Genomic DNA, 17,924 nt, shown 5'->3' with positions numbered 1-17,924 from the left:
AAAAAGGGCCGGACCCGGTCGTCCGACCGGGTCCGGCCCTTTCCGTACGGCCTGTTCAGCGGAGCGGCGTCACAGCAGCCCGTCCCACATCTGCTCCAGCAGCACCGACCACCAGCTCTCCGGCGAACCCAGCGCCGCCGGATCCAGCGAGGCGAGCTGCGCCTGGAAGTCGACGGTCCAGCGGCCCGCCTGCTCCTGGTTGAGCCCGTACCGCAGTCGCCACATCCGGCCGAGCAGCGCCAGACAGCGCGCGAACTCGGGCAGCCCGGTGTTCACGAACTGCGGCGGTACGGGCGCACCGCCCGGCCCCGCCTCCACGGGCACGGCGACGATGTTGGCCGTGCCGTACTGGACGCAGATCGCCTTGCCGAAGTCGCTGCCCATGACGAGGTAGGAGCCCGCGTCGGCGGACGGCCGTACCCCGCGCTCCTGCGCGAGTTCGGCCAACGTCGGTACCGGGCGGCCGGGTTGGGCCTGCGCCCAGAAGAACGGGCCCATGTCCATCGGCAGCCCCGCCGCGACCAGGGTGTGCGCGACGACCGGCGGTACGCCCTGCCGGGACACCGCCGCCTGCTCGAACCGGAAGACTCCCGGCCCGAACGCGCCCGCCAGTTCCTGCGCGATCGCCTCCGGCGGGATCGGCGGCGTCGACTGCACCGGCGGCAACGGCGCCCGCACCGGGGCGAGTCGAGCCGGCCCGTCGGCCACCTGGTGCAACTCGCCCTGGTGGGCGAGGAGTTCGCGCATCCCCTGCTGCCGGCTCGCGTGATCCGTGCCGTACGGCGCGATGCTCGCGATGCGGGCCTGCGGCCACTGTTCGCGGATCATCCGCGCGCAGTACGCGCCCGGCAGTTCGCAGGACTCCAACTCCGTGTGCAGTTCGAGTACTTGGTCCGGCGGGATGTTCATGCCGCGCAGCTCGTGGAAGATCTGCCACTCCGGATGCGGCGTTCCCGGCGCGGACCGCCGGATCAGCTGCTGCTCGGAACCGTCCGGCGCGCGGTAGCGCAACACGGCCTGATAGCCCGGCCCGACGGTCGGCTGCCCCTGCTGCGGATAGCCGTAGGCAGGCTGCTGCTGCCCGGGGAAGGGCTGCCCGGGCGCGGGCACGGGGCCGCCGGGCATCTGCTGCCCCGGGGGCGGCATGGCACCGGGAGGCATGACTCCGGGCGGTACCGCGCCCTGCGGCGGGGCGCCCGGCGGCATACCGGGACCGCCCAACGCACCGGGCGCGCCCGGGAATTGCGGCGGCGGAGGCGCACCGGGCCCACCCACCGGGGGCCCGGCCAGCACGGTCTCCGCGTGGTGCACGGCACCGGGGGCGCCACCTTGCGAACCGGGCATCCCGGGGGCGTTCGACGGCTGAGGCGCACCGGGAGAGCCGGGAGCGCCAGGGGCACCCGGCGGCTGCGGAGCCCTCGGCCCCGCGCCCCCGGGCCCACTCTGCCCGGGATCGGCGAACATGGTCGCGGCATGGTGCACCCCACCAGGAGGCGGCCCCCCGGGAGTGTTCGGCGCACCGGGTCCACCGCGCGCACCCGGCGGCTGAGGCGCGCCGGGCCCCGCGTAGCCGCCCTGACCGCCCTGCCCTCCAGGCGCACCCGGACCGGCCGGCGGCTCAGGCCCGTCCGGACCGAGCCCGGAAACCATCTGCGTGGCCACATACCCCCCGCCCGGCAGCGGCGGAGGAGGCGGCGGCGAGGCAGGCGCACCGCCCGGCCGCGCACCCGGCGTCCCCGGCGCACCCGGCGGAGGAGGCGTCCTCGAACCACCGCCCCGGCGCGGCGGAGGCGCCGCCTTGCTGGTGGCGGCGTCGGCGATGTCCCCGGCGTTGGGCGCGAGCCCCCGCCCGGGCACACCGGGCCCACCCGGAGGCTGAGGCACGTTTCCGGCTCCGCCCGGACCCTGCGGATACCCATAGGCGGACCCCGGCGAAGGCGCACCCTGCGGACCACCGGGCGCCGGCGGCGGGGTACCCGGAGCACCGGCCCCTTGGGGATACCCGTACGACGAGGGACCCGGCTGCGGCGCACCCTGCGCACCCCCGGGACCGGGCGGCGGCGGGGTACCCGGCCCACCGGCCCCCTGGGGATACCCGTAAGGCGACGAACCCGGCGCCCCAGGCTGTCCCTGCCCCTGCGGATACCCGTACGACGACGGCGCGTTGCCCTGCGGCACACCCGGCCGCCCGCCCGGCCCCTGCGGACCCTGCGAACCCCCGCCGCCACGCCCCGAGTTGGGCTCGCCCATCGCCGGAGACACAGCCGTACGCGGGAGTTGACTTCCGCCGGACATCAGGGCGGTCTGGGCGTCGGCCGGGGTGGTGTCCTCGGGCTCGCTCAGCGGTGGCGCGAAGACGGTCGCGGGCAGCGGTACCGAACGGTCCTCGCCGGCATCCGCGTTGGTGTCGGTCCCCGCCCAGGGGGTGGCCCCGGCGGGCACGGCGGGCGATTCCGGCACCTCGGACCCCCCGGCATCCGGCCACGCCGAAGCGGTCGGCACCCCGGCCTGCGTCTCCGGAAGCGAACTCCGCACCGAACCCGACCCCACACCCACACTCGCACCCGGAACCGGTCCCGGCCCCGAGCCCGAAGGCGAAGCCCCAACTCCCGGCCCCGCAGCGGGACTAGAAGCCGAAGAACCGACCCCCGCACTCCCGGCCGAAGCCGAAGGCGAAGCACCACCCCGCACACCCCCGGCCGAAGCCGAAGGCGAAGCACCACTCCCCACACCCCCGGCCGGAGTCGAAGCCGACTCCCCCCGCCGGTCCGGAATCCCCAGCTTGTCCGCCGCCTCCTGCAACCACTCCGGGGGACTCAGCAGGAACGAGGTCTGATTGAGGTCCACCCGGGCAGGCGGCGCGGCGGCCGGTACCGCGTCGGCGACCTCGTCGGCACGGCCGTACTCCTCCTCGTAGCGGCGGATGACCTCACCCACCGGCAGCGAGGGCCACAGCGTGGCCTCGCCGCTGTCGCGGGCGAGCACCAGCCGCTGGGCGCCGCCGTCCGAACGCGGCCCCTCGGCCCGGTCCTCGGCCCAGATCACGAAGCCGAGTTCGAACTCCCGCACCCGCACCTCGCGATGCTGGTACGACGGCACATCGCCGTTGATCCACTCCTCGGCGCGCTCCTGCGCCTGCGCGAAGGTCACCATCGGTCAGCTCACTCCCCCACCGCGGACGCCGCGGACGGCACCGGAACGGACCGCGCGAACCCGCCGTCCACCATCAGATTCGCCACCGTCTCCAACTCCGGTGGATTTCCCGCGAGTCGGGCGAGGAACTGGTCGAAGTCGGCCCCGGCGGACAACAGCAGCCGCTCCACGCGGGCGGCCGGCGCCCAGGACGGATCGACGTCGCGGGCGTCGTCGTAGGCGCAGAACCAGACCGAACCGATCGCCTGCCCCTTCACCTTCACCGCGAGCAGACCGCCCTGGACGAAACCGACCCCCAGATAGTCCTTGGTGAGGTGATCGCGCAGGCACTTATTGACATACACAAGGTCGTTGACGGCGGCCTCTTCGCGGACCGTGAAGAACGGCTGGTCGATCAGCAGCCCCAACTCGGCGTCCAGGGCGGTGCCGATGGGCGCGGAGCCGCCGGCCGCCTTGAGGAACGAGCGGTAGGCGCCCGGGAGTCGGTAGCCGAGGTCCTCCTCGACGCCCTGCACCTGGGCCTCGGTGACCGCCACCGTCGACTTCGGCAGCCCGAAGTGCGCGGGGCGGGTCTCCTGGAGGGGACGGGTGCCGCGCTTGTCGTGGTCGACGGCCGAGGTGGCGATCCCGCCGTGGTGGCGCAGCAGCGCCTTGACGTCGACGGGGACGAGTTCGAGGCGCCGGGTGCCGACCACGTGGTGCCAGGTCCAGCCGTGCGGGGTGGCGACGGCGGGCACGGTGTCCCACAGCTCATGACCGGTCGCGGCGAGGGCCGCGTTCGCCGAGACATAGTCCGTCAGCCGCAGCTCGTCGACCCCGAAGCCCTCCGGAGGCTCCGCGATCTCGGCCGCAGCGCGCGCGTACGGCGAGAAGTCGGGGTAACCGTGCTCGTCCATCCGCACCCCTCTGGGGTGACGGGCCGCCCGGACCGGGTCCGGGAAGTGCACGACCTGCCCGGCGTAGGCCGCGTTCGGTGGCGCGGCTCGCTGCCCGAGCCGACCTGTCGTCATGGCGGTTGCCCCCTGCGGCATTCAGTACGATTCACAGCAGGCGCATGTCCAACTCGCCCCACCGTGCCCCGTATCGACTGTCTCGTCTTCTTGACGTCTTCGTTCGACTGTCTCCACGCGTCGACCGCGTGGAACGCGGTGCGGACAGCCTATGCGGTACGGCGGCACCGGTCACCGGCAGCGGTCGGCGGCACCCTCTCACCGCACCCCGCGCCGAACGCACCGCACCCCGCACCGGACCTTCGCTTCCGTGACCTGACGTCACAGCGCCGTGACAGCCCGCCGAAGCCCTGGCGTGTCGCACCGCCCCAGCTACCGCACCAGCCACGGCATTTGGCACTCTGAGACCCGCCGGGGGATGCTCGGGAGGGGATGACGATCATGAACGCGACGCAGACGGGGCCGCACACCGGGGCGCACACGGGGTCCTCGGGCGACCCCAGGGTCGGCTGGAGCGCCACCGAGGGACGGCACGCGCCGGCCCTCAGCCACCGCCGTGACGGCATACTTCCGACCGTCGCCGCCGCCCTCTCCGTGCGCGGCGCCACCACTCTCACCGGCACCGCCGCCCGCGGCGACCATGCGCCGGCGCTGCACCCGCTCGTGCAGGACTTCCTCGACACCCTCACCAGCGCCCAGCGCGACCGGTTCACCGGCCGCTGTGCCGAGGCGATCCTGATCTCCCGCCACATCGCCACCGCCGACGCCGCCCGCAGCAAGCGCGCCGCGCGCAAGCCGATGACCAACGGCGAGGCCCGCAAGACCCTCAAGCAGGCCAAGCTCACCGCCCGCCGCATCCGCGAGGACGGCGACCCCCTGCACGGCAGCTTCGCGGCACCCTGCCGGGCCTGCGCGGCCCTGAGCGCCCACTTCGGCGTCCGCGTCGTGGACCCCGCGACGGAGAACGCCTGACACCCAACCCCCGCCCAGCACAAGCCAGTACAAGGCAACACAAGGCAGCACAAAGGCAGCACTCAGCACCACCGGCTCCGCTCAGCACCACCCGGCACCACCGCACCACCGCACCACCGTCCCTGACGCCGACGCCGACGATCGAAGGGCAGATGCACGCCGACCGCCACTTCTCCACGCGCTTCTCCGTACCCGTCGACGCCGCCCTGCGCGCCGCGGGCTGGCAGCCCGGCCGCTGGGACATAAAGCAGGCCGAGATCTGGGCGGACACCCTGCGCGACCACACCTCGCCCGCGGGACACCAGCACGCCGTGTTCCCGGCGGCGGTCGAGGCCTGGGCCGAGTTCGGCGGCCTGCGCATCACACCTTCCGGCCCCGGCCGCCAGATCTCCCCCGTGGCACTCCACCTGGACCCGCTGCACGGCCTCCACATGGCCCGCACGCTCGGCGACCTGGGCCGCGCCCTGGACACCGACGTCAGCCCCCTGGGCGAGGAACCCGACACCCAGTCCCTCCTGGCCATCGACGCCGAGGGCCGCGTCTATGCCCTGGACCACACCGGCGACTGGTACCTGGGCGCCGACATCGACCAGGCCCTCGCGGCCCTCGTCTCGGGCATCGAACCCGTACGCCTGACAACGGCCTGACCCGCGCCGAACAGGCGGAAGGCCGTAAGACCGCCGCCACCCGCGTACGGCGAGAAGGTGCCGTGTCGGGGGGTGTCCGCCCGCAGCGGTCGGCGCTCAACACCGCCGCACTCTTGAGAAACCTTGCCGCACCGATCCGAGGACGGAGACCCCCCCGACACGGCACCGACCCACAACGCACCCCAGGCGAGGACCGACGCACCCGCGGCCTCAAGCCGACGGAATAACCGCCGACACCCGGAACCCACCCGCATCCGTGGGCCCCGAAACAAACACCCCGCCCAACGCGAGCACCCGCTCCCGCATCCCCACCAGCCCGTTCCCCCCGGAGGGAAACCGCGCCGCCGAAGCGGACGCCAACTCCGGCGGCGGCTCGTTCTCCACCTGCATGGCGATCTCGGACACCCGATGCGCCAGCCGCACATGCGTCTTCGCGCCCGCCGCGTGCTTGTGGACGTTCGTCAACGCCTCCTGCACCACCCGGTACGCGGTCTGCTCGATCTCCGCCGCGTACGAACGGGTCTCACCCTCCACGGACAGATCGACGGCCATCCCGGCCGCAGCGGACTGCCCGAGCAACTCGTCCACGTCCGACAGACACGGGCCGTCCCCCGCGCCCTCATCGTCGACAGCCCGAGAGGCCGCCGCCGCGGCGGCCACACCCACCGCCACCAACGGCACGGCGGCACGCTCGCGCGCATCCCGACCGCCCCCGCGCCCACCCCCGTCCCCACTCCTCAACACCCCGAGCATCTCCCGCAACTCGGTGAGCGCCTGCCGCCCCATGTCCCCCACAAGAGCAGCGTTCTTGACGGCCTTCTCCGGATCCTTACGCGCGACGGCCTGGAGCGCCGCCGCATGCACGACCATCAGACTCACCCGATGCGCCACGACGTCGTGCATCTCCCGAGCGATCCGCGTCCGCTCCTCCCCCCGCGCCCACTCGGCCCGCTCCTCGGCGCGCTCCGCGAGGAGTTGGAGCTCCCGCTCCAGGCTGTCCGCGCGCTCCCTGAGGCTCTCCATCAGCCGGCGCCGAGCGCCCACGTACATCCCGAGCAGCACGGGCGGCGCGGTCATCCCGACCGCGGTGGTGATCGAGGCGAACGGCACGAACCAGTCCCCGAGTTCCCAGGACCCCCGCTGCGTGTCCTGCCGTACCCGCACGAACATGACGATGAGCATGCCGAGGAAGGACATCCCGGCGAGCGATCCGATGATCCGGCGCGGCAGTTCGGACGCGGCGAGGGTGTACAGGCCGACGATGCCCATCAGGTAGCCCATCTGGGCCGGGGTGATGGCGATGGACACGAGGACGACGGCGATGGGCCACTTCCGCCGGACGATCAGCGCCGAGCCGGACAGCACCCCGAAGGCGACTCCGACGGCGGCCGGGATCCCCGCGTCGTGCGCGAACCGGACGCCCTCCGCACCGCACTCCGCGGCGGAGACCGCCGCGAGCCCGGTGTCCAGCACCGCGCTGCGCCACCTGGTCCACCACCACGGCCCTCCCCGGACCGTGGCATGGTCTTCCCCCGTCGTGGTCATGCCTCCAGCCTACGGGCGCCGGGCCGCGCTTTTCCGGTGAGTTTCCGACGACCGGCCTACACCACAGGGCACACCACAGGACGTAATCGAACAGTGACGAAACCGATCACGCAGAAGAAGTCCCGTCGCACGGAGGGCATCCGGTACGGCATAGTGTTGCGTGCCCACTCGGCAGCCAGAGCAAATATCTGGTTCACCCGAGTTTGATCCCCCGTGGTGTAATCGGCAGCACCGTGGCTTTTGGTGCCATTTGTCCGGGTTCGAGTCCTGGCGGGGGAGCACAAAAAGAGCAACACCCCCTTCTCGTACCCCACTTCGGGCCCTGACAGCACTGTCAGGGCCCACTCTCATGTCTCCCATGAAACGCCCCGGTATCCTGCGAATGTCCACCCCCCCCCCAGCATTCCGAAGCCGAAGGGCAAACCCGTGAGCGCCATTCGCCCGGCAGCCGTCGTCGTCCTCGCCGCGGGTGAGGGCACCCGTATGAAGTCGGCCACACCGAAGGTCCTGCACGAGATCTGTGGCCGGACCCTCGTCGGTCATGTGCTGGCCGCCGCCCGCGAGTTGGAGCCGGAGAACCTGGTCGTCGTCGTGGGCCACGCCCGCGAGAAGGTGACCGCCCACCTCGGCGCGACCGACCCCGGCGTACGCACCGCCGTACAGGCCGAGCAGAACGGCACCGGGCACGCCGTACGGATGGCGCTGGAGGAACTCGGAAACATCGACGGGACCGTGGTCGTCGTCTGCGGCGACACCCCCCTCCTGCGCGGCGAGACCCTGCGCGCCCTCGCCGCGAACCACACCGCCGACGGCAACGCGGTGACCGTCCTGACCGCCGAGGTCCCGGACGCCACCGGCTACGGCCGCATCGTCCGCGACGGCGCCTCCGGCGCGGTGACCGCGATCGTCGAGCACAAGGACGCCTCCGACTCGCAGCGCGCGATCCGCGAGATCAACTCCGGGGTCTTCGCGTTCGACGGGCAGTTGCTCGCCGACGCCCTCGGCAAGGTGCGCACCGACAACAGCCAGGGCGAGGAGTACCTCACCGACGTCCTCGGCATCCTGCGCGAGGCCGGACACCGGGTCGGCGCCTCCGTCGCGGGCGACCACCGCGAGATCGCCGGCATCAACAACCGCGTGCAGCTCTCCGAGGCCCGCCGCATCCTCAACGACCGGCTGCTGACCGACGCCATGCTCGGCGGGGTAGACGTCATCGACCCGGCGACGACCTGGATCGACGTGGAGGTCACCTTCGGCCAGGACGCGGTCATCCACCCGGGCACCCAACTGCACGGCGCCACGCACATCGGCGAGGGCGCCGAGGTCGGCCCCAACACCCGCCTCACGGACACCGTCGTCGACGCGGGCGCCCGCGTCGACAACACGGTCGCCTACAGCTCGCACATCGGCCCGCAGGCGAGCGTCGGCCCGTTCGCCTATCTCCGTCCCGGCACCCGCCTGGGCACGAAGAGCAAGATCGGGACGTACGTCGAGACGAAGAACGCGACGATCGGCGAGGGCACGAAGATCCCGCACCTCTCCTATGTCGGGGACGCGACGATCGGCGAGTACACCAACATCGGTGCCGCCAGCGTCTTCGTGAACTACGACGGGCAGACCAAGCACCACACCACCGTCGGATCGCATTGCCGTACAGGTTCGGACAATATGTTTGTGGCACCCGTCACGGTCGGGGACGGCTCCTACACCGCCGCCGGATCCGTGATCACCAAGGACGTACCGCCCGGTTCGCTGGCCGTGGCCCGTGGCCAGCAGCGGAATATCGAGGGCTGGGTGGCCCGCAAGCGGCCGGGCAGCGCGGCGGCGAAGGCCGCGGAAACGGCTTCCCGCCAGGGCGAGAGCGAGGACTGACCGGAAACGGGTGCGTCGAACACGGCGTACCGTGATAAACGCACACCCAGTTGAATGACCTCTGAGGAGACAGTGCTGTGACCGGGATCAAGACGACCGGCGAGAAGAAGATGATGTTCTTCTCCGGCCGCGCCCACCCCGAGCTTGCCAAGGAGGTCGCCCAGCAGCTGGGTGTCGGGGTCGTCCCGACGAAGGCCTTCGACTTCGCGAACGGCGAGATCTACGTCCGCTTCGAGGAGTCGGTGCGCGGCGCCGACTGTTTCGTGATCCAGAGCCACACGGCTCCGATCAACCAGTGGCTCATGGAGCAGCTCATCATGATCGACGCGTTGAAGCGCGCGTCGGCCCGCTCCATCACGGTGATCGTGCCGTTCTACGGCTATGCCCGGCAGGACAAGAAGCACCGCGGCCGTGAGCCGATCTCGGCCCGGCTGGTCGCCGACCTGATGAAGACGGCGGGTGCGCACCGCATCCTCACTGTCGACCTGCACACCGACCAGATCCAGGGCTTCTTCGACGGGCCCGTGGACCACCTCTTCGCCCTCCCGCTCCTCGCGGACTACGTGGGCAGCAAGGTCGACCGCGCCAAGCTGACCGTCGTCTCCCCGGACGCCGGCCGCGTGCGCGTCGCCGACCGCTGGTGCGACCGTCTGGGCGCGCCCCTGGCGATCGTGCACAAGCGGCGCGACAAGGACGTGGCGAACCAGGTGACCGTCCACGAGGTCGTCGGCGAGGTCAAGGGCCGCGTCTGCGTCCTGGTCGACGACATGATCGACACCGGCGGCACGATCTGCGCCGCCGCGGACGCCCTGTTCGCGCACGGCGCGGAGGACGTCATCGTGACGGCCACGCACGGCGTGCTCTCCGGCCCGGCCGCCGACCGCCTGAAGAACTCCCGCGTCAGCGAGTTCGTCCTCACCGACACCCTCCCCACCCCGGGCGAACTAGGCGCCGACCTCGACAAGATCACGGTCCTGTCGATCGCCCCGACCATCGCGAACGCGGTCCGAGAGGTCTTCGAGGACGGTTCGGTGACGAGCCTCTTCGACGAGCACTGACTCCCACGGTCGTAGATCGATTTCTTGTACGGCCTCCCCGCCGAGTAAGCTGCCCTAGTTGCTCGGCGAGGGAGGCCGTACCCGTTCTCGGATACGGCGGTCCGTTATCGACGCGCTCTTCGTAGCAGGCCGATGTTCGGCCGGGTGACCGCCTTCCCCATCTGTTCTACGAGGAGTGACCATGGCCGACGTCAAGCTCGCCGCCGAGACCCGCACCGAGTTCGGCAAGGGCGCCGCCCGCCGTATCCGCCGCGAGAAGAAGGTCCCCGCCGTGGTCTACGGCCACGGTGTCGACCCGCTGCACATCACCCTGCCGGGCCACGAGCTGCAGCTCGCCCTGCGTACCCCGAACGTCCTGCTCACCCTGGACATCGAGGGCACGACCCAGCTCGCGATCCCGAAGGCCGTCCAGCGTGACGCCATCAAGGGCTACCTGGAGCACGTCGACCTGCTCACCGTGAAGAGCGGCGAGAAGGTCACCGTCGAGGTCTACGTCCACACCGAGGGCGAGCTGGCCCCGGGCTCCTTCCTGCTGGAGCACGTGCTGAGCACGATCACCGTCGAGGCCGAGGCCACGCACATCCCCGAGTCGGTCACCGTGTCCATCGCGGGCCTGGAGGCCGGTGCCTCCATCGCCGCCAAGGACATCCCGCTGCCCAAGGGCACCACGCTGGCGATCGACGAGGACGCGGTCGTCCTCCAGGTCCTGGCCGCGCAGGCCGAAGAGGCCGCCGCCGACGAGGCCGCGACCACCGAGGCCTGATCCTCACCTTCACCACTGCTGTCAGCCGCTGTTCCCACCGGGAGCAGCGGCTGGCTGCTGGGGTCCGGGGGACTGCCCCCGGGAAAACACAGCAAGGAGACATGGACGTGACGACCGACGCGAATGCCCCCTGGCTGATCGTGGGACTCGGCAACCCCGGCCCCGAGTACACGAACAACCGGCACAACGTGGGCTTCATGGTGGCCGACCTGCTGGCCGAGCGGATCGGCGGCAAGTTCAAGCGGGCCGGCAAGGCACAGGCGCAGGTCCTGGAGGGCCGGATCGGGGCGCCGGGTCCGGCCGGCCGCCGGGTCGTGCTGGTGAAGCCGACGTCGTTCATGAATCTGTCCGGCGGCCCGGTCAACGCGCTGCGCGACTTCTACAAGGTGCCGCTCGCGAACGTCGTCGCCGTGCACGACGAGCTGGACATCGACTACGGCACCCTCCGCCTCAAGCTCGGCGGTGGCGACAACGGCCACAACGGGCTGAAGTCGATGACGAAGGCGATGGGCCCGGACTATCACCGGGTGCGGTTCGGGATCGGGCGTCCGCCGGGCCGTATGCAGGTGGCCGATTTCGTGCTGAAGGACTTCTCCTCGACGGAGCGCAAGGAACTCGACTTCCTGGTGGACCGGGCGACCGACTCGGTCGAGTGTCTGGTGAGCGAGGGGCTGGAGCGGGCGCAGAGCGCCTACAACTCCTGAGCCGTAGGCTCCCTTGTTCCGTCGTACCGCGGATCCCCCGTTCCGTCGACCGGAACGGCGGCGGGGGCGGCGGTGGGCCTCGCCTGCGCGGCGGTGGTCGCGCGCCACGTCCCCCGGGAACACCACAGCCCGCCGCCGCCGCGCGAGGAACCGGCGACTACCGCCCGCTCCTCGCCGACCGCCGCTGCCTGCTCCTCCTCTTCGCGATGCTGACCAGCACCTTGGTCTACGTCCAGTACCTGTCCGCACTGCCGCTCGCGGTACGGGACCGGGGCCTGTCCCCCACGGTGTACGCGGCGCTGATCACCGTGAACGGCCTGGTGGTCGTCGCCTTCCAGCTGCCGGTGACCCGGTTCACCCAGCGCTGCCGGGTACGTCCGGTAGTCGCGCTGGGCACCGCCCTGACCTGCCTGGGCATGGCCCTGTACGGCCCGTCGTGGGGCGTGCCGGGCCTGGTCACCGGCACGGTTGTCCGGTCCTTCGGCGAGGCGGTCTCGGCCCCCACCCTGTTCCTGGCCCACCCGGCCCAGGCGGGCCCACCGGAACTCCGGGGCCGCTACCTGGGCGCGGCCAACGCGATGTACGGCCTCGGCGCGTCCCTGGGCCCGGTCCTGGCGGTAGCGGCCTGGGGGCACGTGGGCGCCTCGCTGTGGTGGTCGGCGGTGGCCGGGGTGGTGGCGGTACCGGCGGCCTGGGCGGGGGTGCGACCGGGGGTGCGGGGGATGCGGGGCGAGTGGACCAGGGCGGCTGACAAACCCCCCACACCGGCCCCCAGTTGACTCGGCGTGCAGGTATGGCCAATGATCCCCGCCATGTCACCCGCCGCCTCCACCTCTCCCGGTGCCTTCGCCGCCCTGAACTTCGGACGGGTCGCGGCGATGGGTGCGGTCACCGTGTTGATCCTGGTCGCGGGGGTGTGGGGGTCGTGGCCGACCGCGCACAACGTGATGCTGACCAAGGGGCGCGAGAGCGGCACGGTCGCGGTCACCGCGTGCGGGGACGACACCTGCACCGGGCCGTACACACCGGTCTCGACGGGGTCGAAGGCTCGCGCGAAGGTCGTCATCGAGCACACCGTCGCGGTGAAGAAGGGCGAGACCTACGCCGTGGTCGTGAAGCCCGGCACCGACGAGGTCATGCGCTCCGGTCCCGCCGGTGTCCTGTACGCCTGGGTGCCCCTCGGCGGCGCCCTCCTGCTGGCCTCGGTGGTCGTCGCCGGCGGGCTGCGGCTGACCCGGGCCGCGAAGATGCTGGCCTGGGCGGGGATCGCCCTGCTGACGGCCGCCTTCGTCGCGATCTGACCCGGCCGCCACAGCGAAAGTGCCCCCGAGCGAGCTGTCGTGGAAGCTCGCTCGGGGGCACCTCGTGCTCGTGCCGTCAGCCCGTGTTGCGCAGGCCCGCCGCCACGCCGTTGACCGTGAGGAGCAGGGCCCGCGAGAGCAGCGGGTCGGGGTCCGCCCCCGCCGCCGCCTCGTCGCGCTGGCGCTTCAGCAGGGTCACCTGGAGGTACGAGATCGGGTCGAGGTAGGCGTCCCGGACGGTGAACGTCTGCTTCAACACCGGGGTGGCGTCCAGCAGTTCGGTCTCGCCGGTGATGCGGAGCACCTCGGCGACGGTCAGGTCGTGCTCGGCCCTGATCGTGTCGAAGACGTGCTTCAGCTCGTCCGGGACGAGGGTGTCGACGTAGTGCTGGGCGATCCGCAGGTCCGTCTTCGCGAGGGTCATCTCGACGTTGGAGACGAAGTTGCGGAAGAAGTGCCACTGCTCGTGCATCTCGTCGAGCACGGTGTCGAGACCGGCTTCGCGCAGCGCCTTCAACCCCGAACCCACGCCGTACCAACCGGGCACGATCTGCCGGGACTGGGTCCAGCCGAACACCCACGGGATCGCGCGCAGTCCGTCGAGCGAGACGCCCGAGCCGGGGCGGCGGGAGGGCCGCGAGCCCAGGTGCAGATCGGCGAGCTGGTCGACCGGCGTGGAGGCGAGGAAGTACGTCGGCAGGTCCGGGTCCTCGACCAGCCTGCGGTAGGCGGCGTGGGCGGCGTCGCTGACCACGTCCATGGCCGCGTCCCAGCGCGCGAGCGCCTCGTCGGACTGGCGGGGTGAGGTGTGCAGGGCCGAGGCCTGGAGGGTGGCGGCGACCGTCAGCTCCAGGTTCTCCCTCGCCAGCGACGGCACCAGGTACTTGTCGGAGATGACCTCGCCCTGCTCGGTCACCTTGATCTCGCCCTCCAGGGTGCCCCACGGCTGGGCGAGGATCGCGTCGTGCGACGGACCGCCACCGCGGCCGACCGTGCCGCCCCGGCCGTGGAAGAGACGCAGGCGTACGCCGTAGCGGTGGGCGACGTCGCGCAGCCGCCGCTGGGCGCGGTGGATCTCCCACTGCGAGGTCGTGATGCCGCCGAACTTCGACGAGTCCGAGTAGCCGAGCATGACCTCCTGGACATCGCCCCGCAGCGCGACCAGGCGCCGGTAGGACGGGTCGGACAGCATGTCCTCAAGGATCGTGTCGGCGGCCTTCAGCTCGTCCGTGGTCTCCAGCAGCGGCACGATGCCGACCTTCGCCCACCCGGCGTGCAGATCGATCAGCCCGGCCTCACGGGCGAGCACCGCGGCGGCGAACACGTCGTCGGCGCCCTGGCACATCGAGATGATGTACGACTCGATGACCTCGGGCCCGAAGACCGCGAGGGCCTTCTTGACCGTCTCGAACACGCCGAGGGTCTTCTCACCGGCCGCGTCGACGGGCGCCGGGGTGGGCGCCAGCGGACGGCGCGACCGCAGCTCCTTCGCGAGCAGCTTCGCGCGGTACTCGCGGGGCATGTCGGAGTACCGCCACGACTCCTCGCCGAGCCGGTCGAAGAGCTGGCCCAGCGCGTGGTGGTGGGCGTCCGCGTGCTCCCGTACGTCCATGGTCGCGAGCTGGAGGCCGAACGCGCCGAGCGTGCGGATCGTACGGTCCATGCGGCCGTCGGCGAAGAGGCCGCCGCGGTGGGCGTGCAGCGAGGTCTGGATCAGCGTGAGGTCGGCCAGCAGCTCGGCGGTGCCCAGGTAGTCGCGGCCGGCCTCGTGCGGGGTGCCCTTGGCCAGCCGGCTCTTGGTGTTCTCCAGCTTCTGCCGGATGCAGGTGGCCTTGAGCCGGTAGGGCTCCTCGGCGTTGAGCCGCTTGTAGCGGGGGCTGATCTCGGGCAGCAGCTCCAGGTCGGCCCGCAGCGACTCCAGCAGCTCCTCCGTCGCACCTGTGTAGCGGATGGAGTTGGAGAGGAAGCCGCGCAGCTCGTCGATCGTCTCCAGGGCGTCGTTGATGCCGTGCTCGTGCTGGAGGATCAGGACGTCCCAGGTGACCTGCGGGGTGACGTTCGGGTTGCCGTCGCGGTCGCCGCCGATCCAGGTGCCGAAGGTGAGCGGGCGGGTGTCGTCCGGCAGCTTGACGCCGACGCGCTCCAGCTCGGCGGTGAGGTCCTCCAGGACATCCCCTACGGCGCCGGCGTGCAGCTCGTCGAGGTAGTAGATGGCGTTACGGGCTTCGTCCGCGGGCTCCGGCCGTACGACCCGCAGCTCGTCGGTCTGCCACACCAGGTCGATGTTCTCGGCCAGCCGGGTGTCGTGGCGGCGGCGGTCGGACTCTATGACCGGGGTCTCCAGGAGCGCGGCGATGCGCCGGAGCTTGTTGAGGACCGACCGGCGCGCGGCCTCGGTGGGGTGCGCGGTGAAGACCGGGCGGACGTTCAGGTTCTTGACCGTCTCGCGCAGGTGCTCGGGGTCGGCGTCCTTGAGGCGGTCCGCCGTACGGGCGAGGAGACCGCCCTCGGCGGCCCGCCGGGCCCGCAGCTCACGGCCGCGGTGCACCTGCTCGGTGACGTTGGCCAGGTGGAAGTAGGTGGAGAAGGCGCGGACCAGCTTGGCGGCGGTCTCCAGCTCGGTGCCGCGCAGCAGCTCGGCGGCGGCCTCGCCGTCCTCCCGGGTGAGGCGGCGGACCTTCTCGACCAGTTCGAGCAGTTCGGGGCCCTCCTGGCGGACGAGGGTCTCGCCGAGCAGGTCGCCGAGGCGCCGGATGTCGGCGCGCAGTTCGTTGTTGGTCGTGGTGGCCTGGTCGTCGGCACTGCTCACAGGTGCGGCTCCTTGCAGTGTTTGAAGCTCGTCTGGAGGGAACCCGGACGGCGGTCCCACGGCGGCTGCCGCATACAGGACGGACATCCGGGAAGAAAACAGAGCGGACCGCGCTGTCCGACCGACACCAAGGATAGGTGTCCACTCTGACGCGCGGTCTCACGGGCTTCGTCCACCGGTCGACACGCTGCCATACTTACGTTGCCGTAGGTTACGGAACCGTAGGGAAGTACATGCTGAACTGTTGCCGCCCGGCTTCCGCCGTCCGACGCTCCGCCTCCACCTCCGAACCCCACAGGGGACGCCCATGACCACGAGCTCCGATGTGATCGACGACGCCCCGCGGGCGAACGACGACGGCACTCCGCTCCCCGCCGCCACCCGGGGCGGCGAGAAGAAGGGGTCGCTGGAACAACTCACCCTTCTCCTCTTCATCACCGTCCCGTTCCTGGCGCTGCTCGCGGCGGTGCCGCTGGCCTGGAGCTGGGGCGGGGTGAGCTGGCTGGACCTCGGCCTGCTGGTCTTCTTCTACTACCTCGGCTGCCACGGTGTGACGATCGGCTACCACCGGTACTTCACGCACGGCTCCTTCAAGGCGAAGCGCCCGCTGCGGATCGCCATCGCGATCGCCGGGTCGATGGCGGTCGAGGGACCGCTGGTGCGCTGGGTGGCCGACCACCGCAAGCACCACAAGTTCTCCGACGCGGAGGGCGACCCGCATTCGCCGTGGCGCTACGGCGAGACCGTGCCCGCGCTGATCAAGGGTCTGTGGTGGGCGCACATCGCGTGGATGTTCGACGAGGAGCGCACCCCGCAGGAGAAGTACGCGCCGGACCTGATCAAGGACCGCACGATCCGGGCGATCTCCCGCCAGTTCATCTTCTGGACGATGCTGTCGCTCGCGCTCCCGGCGCTGATCGGCGGCCTTGCCACCATGTCCTGGTGGGGCGCCTTCACCGGCTTCTTCTGGGGCTCGCTGGTGCGGGTCGCGCTGCTGCACCACGTCACGTGGTCGATCAACTCGATCTGCCACGCGATCGGCAAGCGCCCCTTCAAGTCGCGGGACCGCTCGGGCAACGTGTGGTGGCTGGCGATCCTGTCCTGCGGCGAGTCCTGGCACAACCTGCACCACGCCGACCCGACGTCCGCGCGGCACGGTGTGGAGCGCGGCCAGCTCGATTCCTCGGCGCGGATCATCCGCTGGTGCGAGCAGCTCGGCTGGGCCTATGACGTGCGCTGGCCGTCACGCTCGCGTATCGATTCGCGCCGTATCTCCGGTACGGACGGCTCCGAGCCCCGGAAGGAGTCGGCGGAGGCGGCATGATTGACGCCGTGGCGACCGATCCCAGCAGCACCCCGAGCAACGAGAAGCCCCGACGCGCGCGCCGCACCCGGATGACGGGAGCCGAACGCCGGGCCCAGTTGCTGGAAGTCGGTCGCACGCTCTTCGCGACGAAGGGCTTCGAGGCCACGTCGGTGGAGGAGATCGCGGCGAAGGCCGGGGTCTCCAAGCCGGTGGTCTACGAGCACTTCGGCGGCAAGGAGGGCCTGTACGCGGTGGTCGTGGACCGCGAGATGCGCCGCCTGCTGGACATGGTGACCAGCTCACTGACGGCCGGCCATCCCCGCGAACTCTGCGAACAGGCGGCCTTCGCGCTCCTCGACTACATCGAGGAGTACACGGACGGCTTCCGCATCCTGGTCCGCGACTCCCCCATCCCCCAGTCGACCGGTTCCTTCGCGTCCCTGATCTCGGACATCGCGACGCAGGTCGAGGACATCCTGGGCCGCGAGTTCAAGAGCCGGGGCTTCGACGCGAAGCTCGCCCCGCTCTACGCCCAGGCCCTGGTCGGCATGGTCGCGCTGACCGGCCAGTGGTGGCTGGACGTCCGCCGACCGAAGAAGGCGGAGGTGGCGGCCCATCTGGTCAACCTGGCGTGGCACGGGCTGGACGGGCTGGAGTCGAAGCCGCATTTGATAGGACGCCGAAAAAGCTGAACCCGTAAGCCTGTGAGCCTGTGAGTACGGAGAACGTGGCGGGGGGGGGGGGGGGGGCCCCCGGGGGCCCCCCCCCCCCCGGGGGGGGGTGGGGGGGGGGGGGGGGGGTTGTGGGGGGGGGGGGGGGGGGGGGGGGCGCGGGGCGGCCCGTG

At 71.5% G+C, this 17,924-nt stretch carries 14 protein-coding genes and 1 tRNA gene; 11 read left to right on the top strand and 4 right to left on the bottom strand.

Going from position 1 to position 17,924, the window contains the following annotated elements:
- Positions 1-69: 69 nt before the first annotated feature.
- Positions 70-3,153, bottom strand: coding sequence for an SUKH-4 family immunity protein (locus ACIRRY_RS34335; protein ID WP_403980599.1), 3,084 nt, complete (start codon positions 3,151-3,153; stop codon positions 70-72).
- A gap of 8 nt (positions 3,154-3,161) precedes the next feature.
- The gene (locus ACIRRY_RS34330; protein WP_403980596.1) at positions 3,162-4,163 is read right to left on the bottom strand and encodes an SMI1/KNR4 family protein; all 1,002 of its coding nucleotides are present in this window, start codon (positions 4,161-4,163) and stop codon (positions 3,162-3,164) included.
- A gap of 372 nt (positions 4,164-4,535) precedes the next feature.
- On the opposite strand from ACIRRY_RS34330, the gene ACIRRY_RS34325 reads away from it, so the two are divergent.
- Positions 4,536-5,075 carry a YwqJ-related putative deaminase gene (locus tag ACIRRY_RS34325; RefSeq protein WP_403980594.1) on the top strand — a complete coding sequence of 180 codons (540 nt, stop codon included), beginning with the start codon at positions 4,536-4,538 and terminating at the stop codon, positions 5,073-5,075.
- A gap of 152 nt (positions 5,076-5,227) precedes the next feature.
- The gene (locus ACIRRY_RS34320) at positions 5,228-5,722 is read left to right on the top strand and encodes an SUKH-3 domain-containing protein (protein ID WP_403980592.1); all 495 of its coding nucleotides are present in this window, start codon (positions 5,228-5,230) and stop codon (positions 5,720-5,722) included.
- Positions 5,723-5,932: 210 nt separating this feature from the next.
- On the opposite strand, the gene ACIRRY_RS34315 is transcribed toward ACIRRY_RS34320, so the two are convergent.
- Positions 5,933-7,267 (bottom strand): sensor histidine kinase, encoded by a 1,335-nt coding sequence (locus ACIRRY_RS34315; protein WP_403980589.1) that lies wholly within the window; start codon positions 7,265-7,267, stop codon positions 5,933-5,935.
- A gap of 207 nt (positions 7,268-7,474) precedes the next feature.
- On the opposite strand from ACIRRY_RS34315, the gene ACIRRY_RS34310 reads away from it, so the two are divergent.
- From ACIRRY_RS34310 to ACIRRY_RS34280, 7 genes are all read left to right on the top strand, one after another.
- Positions 7,475-7,546 (top strand) — tRNA-Gln (locus ACIRRY_RS34310).
- Positions 7,547-7,693: 147 nt separating this feature from the next.
- Positions 7,694-9,139, top strand: coding sequence for a bifunctional UDP-N-acetylglucosamine diphosphorylase/glucosamine-1-phosphate N-acetyltransferase GlmU (gene glmU / locus ACIRRY_RS34305; RefSeq protein WP_403980587.1), 1,446 nt, complete (start codon positions 7,694-7,696; stop codon positions 9,137-9,139).
- A gap of 77 nt (positions 9,140-9,216) precedes the next feature.
- A complete protein-coding gene (locus ACIRRY_RS34300; RefSeq protein WP_403980584.1) occupies positions 9,217-10,197 on the top strand; it encodes a ribose-phosphate diphosphokinase in 981 nt (326 codons plus the stop codon).
- Between the two features lie 181 nt (positions 10,198-10,378).
- The gene (locus ACIRRY_RS34295) at positions 10,379-10,960 is read left to right on the top strand and encodes a 50S ribosomal protein L25/general stress protein Ctc (RefSeq protein ID WP_403980581.1); all 582 of its coding nucleotides are present in this window, start codon (positions 10,379-10,381) and stop codon (positions 10,958-10,960) included.
- Positions 10,961-11,061: 101 nt separating this feature from the next.
- Complete coding sequence (gene pth / locus ACIRRY_RS34290) at positions 11,062-11,664, top strand: aminoacyl-tRNA hydrolase (protein WP_403980578.1); 603 nt, start codon at positions 11,062-11,064, stop codon at positions 11,662-11,664.
- A gap of 206 nt (positions 11,665-11,870) precedes the next feature.
- Entirely contained in the window at positions 11,871-12,443 is a 573-nt protein-coding gene (locus tag ACIRRY_RS34285) for an MFS transporter (protein WP_403980575.1), read from the top strand.
- A 21-nt stretch (positions 12,444-12,464) separates the two neighbouring features.
- A complete protein-coding gene (locus ACIRRY_RS34280) occupies positions 12,465-12,965 on the top strand; it encodes a hypothetical protein (RefSeq protein ID WP_403980572.1) in 501 nt (166 codons plus the stop codon).
- Between the two features lie 76 nt (positions 12,966-13,041).
- Here ACIRRY_RS34280 and ppc read toward each other — a convergent pair whose 3' ends face one another.
- The gene (gene ppc, locus ACIRRY_RS34275) at positions 13,042-15,774 is read right to left on the bottom strand and encodes a phosphoenolpyruvate carboxylase (RefSeq protein WP_403980569.1); all 2,733 of its coding nucleotides are present in this window, start codon (positions 15,772-15,774) and stop codon (positions 13,042-13,044) included.
- 307 nt (positions 15,775-16,081) lie between these two features.
- Here ppc and ACIRRY_RS34270 point away from each other — a divergent pair, with 307 nt between their 5' ends.
- Together ACIRRY_RS34270 and ACIRRY_RS34265 are read left to right on the top strand one after the other, a co-directional pair.
- Entirely contained in the window at positions 16,082-17,098 is a 1,017-nt protein-coding gene (locus ACIRRY_RS34270; protein ID WP_403980566.1) for an acyl-CoA desaturase, read from the top strand.
- On the top strand, positions 17,095-17,772 hold the full coding sequence (locus ACIRRY_RS34265; RefSeq protein WP_019064642.1) for a TetR/AcrR family transcriptional regulator: 678 nt from the start codon (positions 17,095-17,097) through the stop codon (positions 17,770-17,772). Before ACIRRY_RS34270 ends, ACIRRY_RS34265 begins: the two co-directional genes overlap by 4 nt.
- The last annotated feature ends 152 nt before the right edge of the window (positions 17,773-17,924 follow it).

The organism is Streptomyces sp. NPDC101776, from assembly GCF_044766845.1.
Lineage (GTDB): Bacteria > Actinomycetota > Actinomycetes > Streptomycetales > Streptomycetaceae > Streptomyces.
This window is presented reverse-complemented; position numbering and strand designations above follow the sequence as displayed.

Coding starts and splice junctions, on each gene's coding strand:
- ACIRRY_RS34335 (WP_403980599.1), bottom strand. CDS start 3,153: ATGGTGACCTTCGCGCAGGCGCAGGAGCGCGCCGAGGAGTGGATCAAC.
- ACIRRY_RS34330 (WP_403980596.1), bottom strand. CDS start 4,163: ATGACGACAGGTCGGCTCGGGCAGCGAGCCGCGCCACCGAACGCGGCC.
- ACIRRY_RS34325 (WP_403980594.1), top strand. CDS start 4,536: ATGACGATCATGAACGCGACGCAGACGGGGCCGCACACCGGGGCGCAC.
- ACIRRY_RS34320 (WP_403980592.1), top strand. CDS start 5,228: ATGCACGCCGACCGCCACTTCTCCACGCGCTTCTCCGTACCCGTCGAC.
- ACIRRY_RS34315 (WP_403980589.1), bottom strand. CDS start 7,267: ATGACCACGACGGGGGAAGACCATGCCACGGTCCGGGGAGGGCCGTGG.
- ACIRRY_RS34295 (WP_403980581.1), top strand. CDS start 10,379: ATGGCCGACGTCAAGCTCGCCGCCGAGACCCGCACCGAGTTCGGCAAG.
- pth (WP_403980578.1), top strand. CDS start 11,062: ATGGACGTGACGACCGACGCGAATGCCCCCTGGCTGATCGTGGGACTC.
- ACIRRY_RS34285 (WP_403980575.1), top strand. CDS start 11,871: ATGCTGACCAGCACCTTGGTCTACGTCCAGTACCTGTCCGCACTGCCG.
- ACIRRY_RS34280 (WP_403980572.1), top strand. CDS start 12,465: ATGATCCCCGCCATGTCACCCGCCGCCTCCACCTCTCCCGGTGCCTTC.
- ACIRRY_RS34270 (WP_403980566.1), top strand. CDS start 16,082: ATGACCACGAGCTCCGATGTGATCGACGACGCCCCGCGGGCGAACGAC.
- ACIRRY_RS34265 (WP_019064642.1), top strand. CDS start 17,095: ATGATTGACGCCGTGGCGACCGATCCCAGCAGCACCCCGAGCAACGAG.